Annotated in this window: 1 pseudogene; it reads left to right on the top strand. The window is 31.1% G+C overall.

What is annotated here, in order from left to right:
- Nucleotides 1–484 (top strand): annotated as a pseudogene (locus ELQ09_RS08175) (ShlB/FhaC/HecB family hemolysin secretion/activation protein); the annotation flags it as partial.
- Nucleotides 485–489: the final 5 nt, after the last annotated feature.

The following is a 489-nucleotide window of genomic DNA, read 5'->3' on the forward strand; positions in this document are numbered from 1 at the left end:
AGGTATAGGAACAAGCAAAGTAGGTGGAGCAGAATTTGGAAAATTTGCTAAACTCAATGTCAATCTTAACAATGCTTATTTCTTTAATGATACCTTTACTCATCTTTTTAGTTTAAATTATCAACAAGTTATCAATGGATCTACATTAGATAGTAGTGAAACCATATCTTTAGGAGGTCCTTATGGAGTAAGGGCTTACAATAATGGAGATGGAGAAGGAGATAATGCTGTAGTGGCTAGCTTTGGACTTAGAATGGCTACTCCTTTAAAAGATTTTTATATCACTCCTTTTTATGATATAGGTTATTCTTGGTATGAGAATGATTCTTATACAAACTATATGGATGCTTATGGTTTACAACTGCTTTATAATAAAACAGGGAATTTTTATGTTAAGCTTGATTTAGCTAGAGCTTTAAAGAAGTATAAACTAGATGATGATTATAGTTCTAAAGCTTATGTGAGCTTTGGGAAGTATTTTTGAGTTTT

The organism is Campylobacter sp. CH186 (genome assembly GCF_004378925.1).
In the GTDB taxonomy this organism is placed as follows: Bacteria; Campylobacterota; Campylobacteria; order Campylobacterales; family Campylobacteraceae; genus Campylobacter_D; species Campylobacter_D jejuni.